The following is an 8,741-nucleotide window of genomic DNA, read 5'->3' on the forward strand; positions in this document are numbered from 1 at the left end:
AGTTCCAGCTGCGCGAGGCGATGCTGCCGTCGCTGTCGGTGGAGCTGTCGGTGAAGTTCACCGTCAGGCCGCTGGCGCTGGAGCTGAAATTCGCCACCGGTGCGACATTGGCGCCCGGGTCGGCGCGGAATGCCGCCATCGCCGCCTTGGTCTGCACCAGCACGCGCTGGTTGTGGTTCACATCGGCCGTGCCCATCGCCACGCCGCCATAGGTGACGTCCGGGTTGGACCAGTAGTTCAGGCGGGTGCAGGCCGTGCCCGGGCACTGGTAGGCCATGATGGTGCGCCAGCGAGCGCCCTGCGCGGGCATGTACTGGTAACCGTGACCGTAAGCGTAAGGCAGCGTATTCGGATCGTTTTGCTGGTTGTGACGGGCCGACAACAGATGGCCGATCTCGTGAGCGAAGCTGTAGTAGCCTGTCGCGCAATCGTAGTGCACGGTCGCGAACGCGGTGGCGGCGTTCGAACCGATCGCGGCCGCGCGGCCGCAGTTGCTGTCGTCGTTGATGACCAGGACATTGACGTCGGCAGCATTGGCGTCGCGGGTACCGTGGATGTCGTCCATGTAACCGTCGTTGGTACCTTCGAAGCGGTCCACGTCGGTGGCGTGGCCGTCGCCGACCGAGGTGTATTGGACGGTGCGGTAGTTGGCCAGCACCATGTTGATGCCGACGTTGGAATTGACGTAGCCCTGGTTGCTTTCGGCGACGGCCAGTTCGACCAGCGCCTCCATATCGCCGCCATAGGCCGTGACCGCGTCGTTGGTCGCGACCACCTGCACACGGATAGTGGCGGTGGCTCCGGGCTCGGTCGCGGCCGGGCCGACCAGGCCGCCGCTGCGGGCGGCCTGCGTGGCGGCCGCGCGCATGTCGATCTGGGGCAGGCTCGCCTCGTTGTAGTCGGCGGCATGATCGGGCGGCATGCGGGTTTCGTCGACCTCGATCACCGCATGGCTGCCGTCGGCGAGCGGACGGATGCGATACAGCTGGCCGTCGACGCGGACGTTGCCGGTGACGCCGTTGCCGCGGCGCACCAGGGCGACCGAGTTGCGTTCGTCGTGACGCACTTCGCGCGCAGTGCGGGCGGCGGCCTTGCCGGTACCGCGCAGGTGGCCCATCCAGACCGTGCTGCCGCCGCGGGTTTCGCGGACGTTGTCGAGCACGGCGTTGACCAGGTGGCCGCCGAGCTGCAGTTCGATTTCGCGCGTCTGCGCGCTGACCACGGCGGCATCGGCGCGCTTGAGCCGCAGCGAGGCGGTGGCCGGCGCGGCGGCCAGGCTCTGCGCACGGCCTAGGGCGGACGAGCCCTGGCTGCCGGCGATACCGGCGCGCGGCGTGGCGTCGCCGACGAACAGCGGTTGTGCGGCGAAGGCCGGCAGTGCGGCGATCGCGGATGCGAGTACGGCGACGCGAGCGGTGTTCAGGCCGCGCGCACGGACGCGGTTGCGAGACTTGCTGGTCATTGGTGGAACCCCCGAAGGAAGTAAAGCCGCAAACGCGGCCGAAAGGTGATCGCCGGAACATCGAAGGCAGGCGGCCTGTTCGCCAGTACCTGTTCGCCCTCGTGCCCCGATCTGGCGTTTCGTGATTGCGGATCGAGTCGTCGTCCCTCCGCACTTCGACGCTAACGTTTCGCGCAAGGCCGCGGCAACGGTTTGGCCTGCGATTAGACGGCACCGTTCGTGATGCAGGTCATGCATCGGAAAACTCTTTCGCGCAGGCGAAATCCGCCGCTCGCGGAGCGATAAAACCTCCGCGCGACGGCGCCTTTCGCGCAACAAAAAACCCCGGCTTTTGCCGGGGTTTTTTTGTGCTTCGCAGCGAAGATTGCGTGCCTTGCGTCAATGAATTTCTTGCAGTCTTGCTGGAGGTTCCGGCGACGCGTCGCGCCGGCGATTACTTCTCGATGACCTCCGGCCCGCGGATGATCGGATCGAGCGCGATGTGGTTGTCGGGCTCGATGAACTGCACGTCCGGATCGGCGGCGAAGGCCTGCATCAGGCGCTGCGCGCCGGCGCGGTCGAGCGCCGGGCTGACGCTGAACACGTCGGCGTTGATGCCCATGCGGTGCTTCCAGGTCAGGGTCGGGGCGCCCCCCTTGCCGGCCACGCCTTGCAGGCGTTGCGCGGTCTGGTTCAGGCGCGTCTGCACCGTGCCTTGCTGCTTGAGCGGCGCGCTGTCGTCGCGGTACTTGACGATGAACTGCGCGAACGGGCCGCCGCCGGCGGGTTCGCCGACCTGGGCCGGCGCCCGCTTCGGGTTCGGATTCACTTCCGGATTGACTTCGGAATTCACTTGGGATCTCGCGCCGGGAGTGTTGTCGGGAGTGGTGCTGGAGGCCATGCAGGCGGTCATCGCAATGGAGAGGAACAAGGCCGTGGACGACAGCCACAACGTACGGATCGGGAACGGCATGCGGGCTTCTCCTGTGAGCGGGTATCGATGGAACGCATGAACCTGAGGTTCGGGGTTGCATCTTGCGATGAAAAGATCGGGCATCGCGACCGGTCGCGGCCCGCTGCCGGCGACGTTCAGAGCTTACTCCCCGCGTTCGTTGGCGGACGTGAGCGCGCTATCTGGCACAGCCGGAAGTCGGCGTGCGTTCACCTCGGTGACTGCGCGCGAGCCTAAAAAAAAGAACCCCGGTCGAAACCGGGGTTCTGAACGTCGGCAAGCCTCACGGGCAGCCTGCCGGCGGGTTTAGAACGTGATGCTCCAGGTGTCGATGCGACCGGTGTCCTGCGAGGCGTTGTCGTTGACGCGCAGCTTCCAGGTGCCGTTGAGCGTTTCGCTCGACAGGTTCTTGGTGAAGGTGCCGACGACGTTGTCGGTGCCCGAGCCGGTGCGGTTGTGGATGTTGTAGAGCGTGCCGTCCGGCGCGACCAGGTCGACCTTCAGGTCGCCCTTGTAGGTGTGGACGATGTTGACCGAGATCGAAGCATTGCTCGGCGCGTTGCCGGTGCGGCCCGACACGGCGATGCTGCTTTCGACCGTGGCGTTGTCGCGGATGGCGACGTCGGTGCCGTTGGTGTAGGTCTGCACACCGGTCGGCGGGGTGCCGCCGCCGAGCGCGTCGAGCGCGGCCTTGGCGTTGACGATGCCGGCGCCGCAACCGCCCGAGCAGGCGCCCGGGAGCGCACGCGCGGTGTTCTTGAGCAGGGTCTCGATTTCGGCCGGGGTCTTCGGCGTGGTCGCCTTCGACTGCAGCAGTGCGACCACACCGGCGACGTGCGGCGAAGCCATCGAGGTGCCGCTCATGTACACATACTGCTCGGCGCCCTGGGTGGTGGTGCCGCCGTTGTGGGTCGAGGCGATCTGGTCGCCCGGCGCCGACACGTCGATGCCGGTGCCGTAGTTCGAGAAGCCCGCCTTGGCGCCGGCCGAGGTGGTGGCCGCGACCGCGATGACGTTGGCGCAGTTGGCCGGCGTCGAGGTCGAGACGTTCGCGCTTTCGTTGCCGGCGGCCACGACGATGGTGGTGCCGCGGCCGACCGCGCCGTTGATCGCGGTCTGGTAGCTGCTCGGGCAGGCGCCGCCGCCGCCCAGGCTGAGGTTGATCACTTCGGCCGGATTGGCGTTGGCCGGGATGCCCGACACGCTGCCGCCCGAAGCCCAGACGATGGCGTCGGAGATGTCGGAGTCGTAACCGCCGCAGCGGCCGAGCACGCGCACCGGCACGACCTTGGCGTTGAACGCGGTGCCGGCGACGCCCTTGGCGTTGTTGGTCACCGCGGCGACGGTACCGGCGACGTGAGTGCCGTGCCAGCTCGAATCGCTGGCGTCGACGTCGTAGCCGGGCTGGTCGCACTCGGTGGCGTTGTTCCAGTCGCCTTCGTCGTTCGGGTTCGAATCGCGGCCGTCGCCGTCGCGCGAGACGAAGGTGTCGGTAATGAAGTCGTAGCCCGGCAGGATGTTGGCGTTGAGGTCGCTGTGCGGGGTGATGCCGGTGTCGAGCACGGCAACGACCGCGCCGCTGCCGGTGGAGACGTCCCAGGCCTGGTCGACGCGCATGCCGCCGTTGGCGCCGTTGAAGCCGTACTGCACGCCGTAGTGAGTGTCGTTCGGGGTCAGCAGGGCATGGCGGCGCACGTCGACTTCGACGAAGTCCACGTTCGGGTCGGCGGCGATCTGGCGCATCAGCGATTCGGCCTCGGCGCGATCGAGCGCACGGTCCGCGCGCACCACATCGGCGCCGATGGCGGTGCGGCGCAGGTGCTTCAGGCCGAGCGCGGCCTTGCCCTTGACCTTGCCGGCCGATGCGGTCGCGGCGGTGCTGAGCGCGCTCTGCACGCTCGCGGCGCTGCTGCGCTCGACGCTGCCGTCGCGGTACTTGACGATGAATCGGTCGAACTTGGCGGCGGTCTGCAGGCCGCTGAGGTTGACGCGCTCGGCGGCGAAAGCCGAGCCGGCGACGGTCGAAGCCAGCACCAGGGCGGTGGCGGCGGCAAGGGCGTGTACGCGATTCGAACGAACGGACATCTGTTGAGAACCCCTAAACTGAAGTAGCCGCAGTACGGCGGAGTCGTCCGGTGGACCGTCGGCAACGACGAGGACGCCGCGATGCCCGGACTTGTTCGCGAAGCGCATCCGGCGAAAGCCGATGCGATCCGTCGATCCACGCTAACGATTGCGCGGCCGCAACGACAAGAGATCGACGTCACCGTTTTGTGGCGTAAAAGTGAAGCAAATCACGCATTTGTTACGCACTTGTGTGGCGAGCGTCACAACGTAAAAACGTAAAAACCCCCTACCTCAGGCGCGAAAAAGTGTCGCCGGACACATCTTCGTGGGAGCCGTCCTGGACACCGCGATGACGCGATGCCCGGGTGATCCATCCGCAACGCCGAGCCCGCATTGCGCCGCTGCAAGCCGCCATGCTTCAACCCGGCACGCGTTCAGCGACTGCGCATTCAGCGACCACGCGTCCGGACGTCGAAGCGCACCCGGAGCGCCGCTGCATCGCGCGTACGCGGGGTATTCGTCCGAACCGATGCCCTGCCCCGCGCGGCAAAAAAAGACCCCGGCCGAAGCCGGGGTCGGTGTTGCGCCTGGGTCTATGCGGACCGTCGGCCCGCCATCAGAACGTGATGCTCCAGGTGTCGATGCGGCCGACGTCGACCGCCGCGGCATCGACCGCGCGCAGCTTCCAGGTGCCGTTGAGCGCTTCGCTGGACAGGTTCACCGTGAACGTGCCGCTGACGTTGTCGGCGCTGCCGCCGCTGCGGTTATGGATGTTGTAAACCGAACCGTCCGGCGCGATCAGGTCGACCTTCAGGTCGCCCTTGTACGGGTGGATGATGTTGACCGTCACCGAAGCGTTGCTCGGCGCGTTGCCGGTGCGGCCCGACACCGCGATGCTGCTCGACACGCCGGTCGTGTTGTTGTCCGGAATGTTGTAGTCGGTGCCGTTGCTGTAGGTCTGCGTGCCCGGGTTCGGGGTGCCGCCGAGCGCATCCAGCGCCGCCTTGGCGTTGACGATGCCCACGCCGATCGGCTGGTCCGGCGTCTGCGGGAAAGCGCGCGCGGTGTTCTTGAGCAGGGTTTCGATTTCGGCCGGGGTCTTCGGCGTCGTCGCCTTGGCCTGCAGCAGCGCGACCACGCCGGCGACGTGCGGCGTCGCCATCGAGGTGCCGCCGTAGGACGCATAGCTCTCAGCGCCCGGGGTGGTGGTGCCGGCGTTGAGCGTCGACAGGATGTTCGAACCCGGGGCGGCGATGTCGACCACCGCGCCGTAGTTCGACTTCTGCGTGCTGCTCCACACCGAACGCGCACCGGCGCTGTCGACCGCGCCGACCGTGATCACGCCGGTGCAGTTGGCCGGACGCGCATCGGCGGCATTGCCGTTGTTGTTGCCGGCGGCGACGACGACGGTGGTGCCGCGCGAGACAGCGCCGTTGATCGCGGCCTGGTAGGTCGAACCGCAGGCGCCGGAACCGCCGAGGCTCATGTTGATGACTTCGGCCGGGTTGGCGTTGGCCGGCACGCCGGAAACGGTGCCGCCCGAGGCCCAGGTGATGGCGTCGGCGATGTCGGCCAGGCTGCCGCCGCACTTGGCGAGCACGCGCACCGGTACGACCTTGGCGTTGTACGCGGTGCCGGCCACGCCCTTGGCGTTGTTGGTCACCGCCGCGACGGTGCCGGCGACGTGGGTGCCGTGCCAGCTCGAATTGCTGTTGTAGGTGCGGCCGCACTCGCCGGCGACGAACCAGTCGCCCTGATCGCTCGGATCGGAATCGCGGCCGTTGCCGTCGCGCGCGGCGGTGGCGTCGCTGACGAAATCGTAGCCGGGCAGGATGTTGGCGTTGAGGTCGGTGTGGCTGACGATGCCGGTGTCGATCACGGCCACGACCACGCCGGTGCCGGTGCTGATGTCCCAGGCGGTGGTGGCGTTGATGCCGGCGTCGGCATCGGTATAGCCCCACTGCTCGCCGAAGCGGGTGTCGTTCGGGGTGGCGGTCGGATACATGCGCGCGTTCGGCTCGACGTATTCGACGTTCGGGTCGGCGGCGATCTGGCGCATCAGCGATTCGGCTTCGACGCGGTCGAGCTTGCGGCCGGCGCGGACCACGTCCGAACCGAGCGCGGTGCGGCGCAGGTGCTTGAGGCCGAGCGCCTTGCCCTTGCCGGCGAAACCGGTCGCGGCGCTGCTCAGCGAACGCTCGAGGGTGGCGGCGTTGCTGCGCTGGGCGCTGCCGTCGCGGTATTTGACGATGAATTCGTCCTGGCTTTCATTGGCCAGGGCGGCGAGGTTGATGCGATCGGCGGCGAAGGCGGACATCGCGACGCAGGACAGCGCGGTCACGGTGGCGGCGGCGAGCGCGTGCTTGCGCATCGCGCGCATGGAACGATCGGACATGGATGGAACCCCCAAAAACGAAGTGCCGAATGACGGCGTCAACGCGCGGTGGTCTGCCTCGAACCGATGTTGAGTCGTCCGCGACAGCGTCCGCGCTGTTTGTGTACGGACTCGCTATGACCCGGTCCGCGTTATCACGCTAAGCGCTGGACAAATGTGCCTTCAAGCCGGCGCGGGCCAATTAACAGGGCCCCGGACGTGTCTTCTGTCACGCATTCCGACAGTGCGCGGGCGCATGCGGCTTCGCCGTGGGAAACATGAACGCGTCGCACCGGTGCCGCAGCGGCGCGATGAATGGCCTCGCCGAGAGACAGGACGAGGCATGCCGGCGACAGCCCTCGGCCGTGTCGGTTCAGCGTGTTCAGGTCGCTAAGCGGCGTGCCGGCGGAGGGCGGCGACGCGCGGTTCGAACGGCAGCGGCGGTGCCGCAGCTCCGTTCAGAGCATGCCGGTTTCGAGCCGGGCGGCCTCGGACATCATGTTGCGGTTCCACGGCGGGTCGAACACCAGCTCGACGTCGGCCTCGGCCACGGTCGGGATCATCTCGAGCTTGGCGCGCACGTCGTCGACCAGGATGTCGCCCATGCCGCAGGCCGGCGCGGTCAGGGTCATGCGGACCTCGACCGTGCGCTGGCCGTCGTCGCGGTGCTTGACGGTGGCCTCGTAGACCAGGCCCAGCTCGACCACGTTGATCGGGATCTCCGGGTCGAAACAGGTGCGCAGCTGCCGCCACACCAGTTGCTCGACGGCTTCGTCGTCGGCGCCTTCGGGCAATTCCAGCGGTTCCGGCGGCTCCTTGCCGATCGCGTCGGCGTCGCGGCCGGCGATGCGGAACAGGTTGCCTTCGACGAAAACGGTGTAACTGCCGCCGAGGGCCTGGGTGACATAGCCGACGCTGCCCGCGGGCAAGGTGACCTGGTCGCCCTGGGGCACCAGGACGACGGCGCAATCGCGCTCGAAACGGACGGGTTCGCTGCTGCGGGAATACATGGCGGAAAGATGGGGATGCCGTGCCGCAGCACAAGTCGCACCATTCTACCGGGCTGGGGCCGCTATGCTGTAGGGCTTGCCCCGCCCACAGTGTTCCGCCCATGACCGTCGCCCACCCGACCGAACAGCGCAGCCCAGCCTCGGCCGATCGCCGCGAACGCCGCATCACCCCGTTTTCCTGGCTGCTGCTGTTGCTCGGCACCTTCGGTTTCGCGGCGTTCTGGGTGTTGTTTTCGGTCGCCTACGACCATCAGTTCAGTTGGATGGCGGTGTTCGGGGCGCTCGACATCGCCTGGATGCTGCGCCTGGGCGGCTGGCGCCCGGGCCCGCGCCGGGCGGCACTGGGCCTGGCGGCGACCGCCGTGATCGTCGCGGTGGCCAACTGGGGCATCGCTTCGTCCCAGGTCGGCGCCATGCTCGGGCTCGACCCGCTCGAGGCGGCGACCAAGCTGGGGCCGCATTTCGCCTGGACCCTGATCCAGCTAGCCAACACCGGCACCGACCTGGCCTGGCTGGCCGCGGCCGCGGTGGTGGCGGTGCTGGCTTCGCGCTGAGCTTGGCGTTTGGGGCAGGGGTTTCTGCCCCTGTAGGAGCGGCGTGAGCCGCGACCACGGGACGCACAGAAACAACAACGCCCCTCGACACCTATCGAAGCCTCTCGCTTGCGCAGGGGTAAGAGCGGCGTCCTACTGGATTTCCTTCGGTCACAAGCCGCGATCAAGGAACGCGCAGAAACATCAACGCCGGTGTCGTTCATCGAAAGCGGCGTGCCGTCGCGGGGGTAGGAGCGGCGCGAGCCGCGACCGCACCGTTTCGGTCTCGCGGTGCATCGTTCAAGCAGGATCAGGATCAAACGCCTAAAGCTTCCGCCACTAAAGCGGCGGGTAACTTTCTTTT

Annotated in this window: 6 protein-coding genes; 1 reads left to right on the forward strand and 5 read right to left on the reverse strand. The window is 67.6% G+C overall.

Annotation, left to right across the window (positions count from 1 at the left end; translation table 11 throughout):
• From EX88_RS0121700 to sufT, 5 genes are all read right to left on the reverse strand, one after another.
• On the reverse strand, nucleotides 1-1,462 hold a 1,462-nt coding region (locus EX88_RS0121700), incomplete at its 3' end, for a M12 family metallo-peptidase (protein ID WP_235186391.1).
• A 433-nt stretch (nucleotides 1,463-1,895) separates the two neighbouring features.
• Nucleotides 1,896-2,414: a hypothetical protein gene (locus tag EX88_RS0121705; protein ID WP_031374076.1), complete on the reverse strand. Its 519-nt coding sequence runs from the start codon at nucleotides 2,412-2,414 to the stop codon at nucleotides 1,896-1,898.
• 285 nt (nucleotides 2,415-2,699) lie between these two features.
• Nucleotides 2,700-4,478 (reverse strand): S8 family peptidase, encoded by a 1,779-nt coding sequence (locus EX88_RS0121710; RefSeq protein WP_051885412.1) that lies wholly within the window; start codon nucleotides 4,476-4,478, stop codon nucleotides 2,700-2,702.
• A gap of 598 nt (nucleotides 4,479-5,076) precedes the next feature.
• Entirely contained in the window at nucleotides 5,077-6,855 is a 1,779-nt protein-coding gene (locus tag EX88_RS0121715) for a S8 family peptidase (RefSeq protein WP_051885413.1), read from the reverse strand.
• A gap of 437 nt (nucleotides 6,856-7,292) precedes the next feature.
• On the reverse strand, nucleotides 7,293-7,844 hold the full coding sequence (sufT, locus tag EX88_RS0121720) for a putative Fe-S cluster assembly protein SufT (protein WP_031374079.1): 552 nt from the start codon (nucleotides 7,842-7,844) through the stop codon (nucleotides 7,293-7,295).
• 101 nt (nucleotides 7,845-7,945) lie between these two features.
• Here sufT and EX88_RS0121725 point away from each other — a divergent pair, with 101 nt between their 5' ends.
• The gene (locus tag EX88_RS0121725; RefSeq protein WP_235186392.1) at nucleotides 7,946-8,398 is read left to right on the forward strand and encodes a hypothetical protein; all 453 of its coding nucleotides are present in this window, start codon (nucleotides 7,946-7,948) and stop codon (nucleotides 8,396-8,398) included.
• Nucleotides 8,399-8,741: the final 343 nt, after the last annotated feature.

Source organism: Lysobacter antibioticus (genome assembly GCF_000731095.1).
GTDB classification, from domain to species: domain Bacteria; phylum Pseudomonadota; class Gammaproteobacteria; order Xanthomonadales; family Xanthomonadaceae; genus Lysobacter; species Lysobacter antibioticus_B.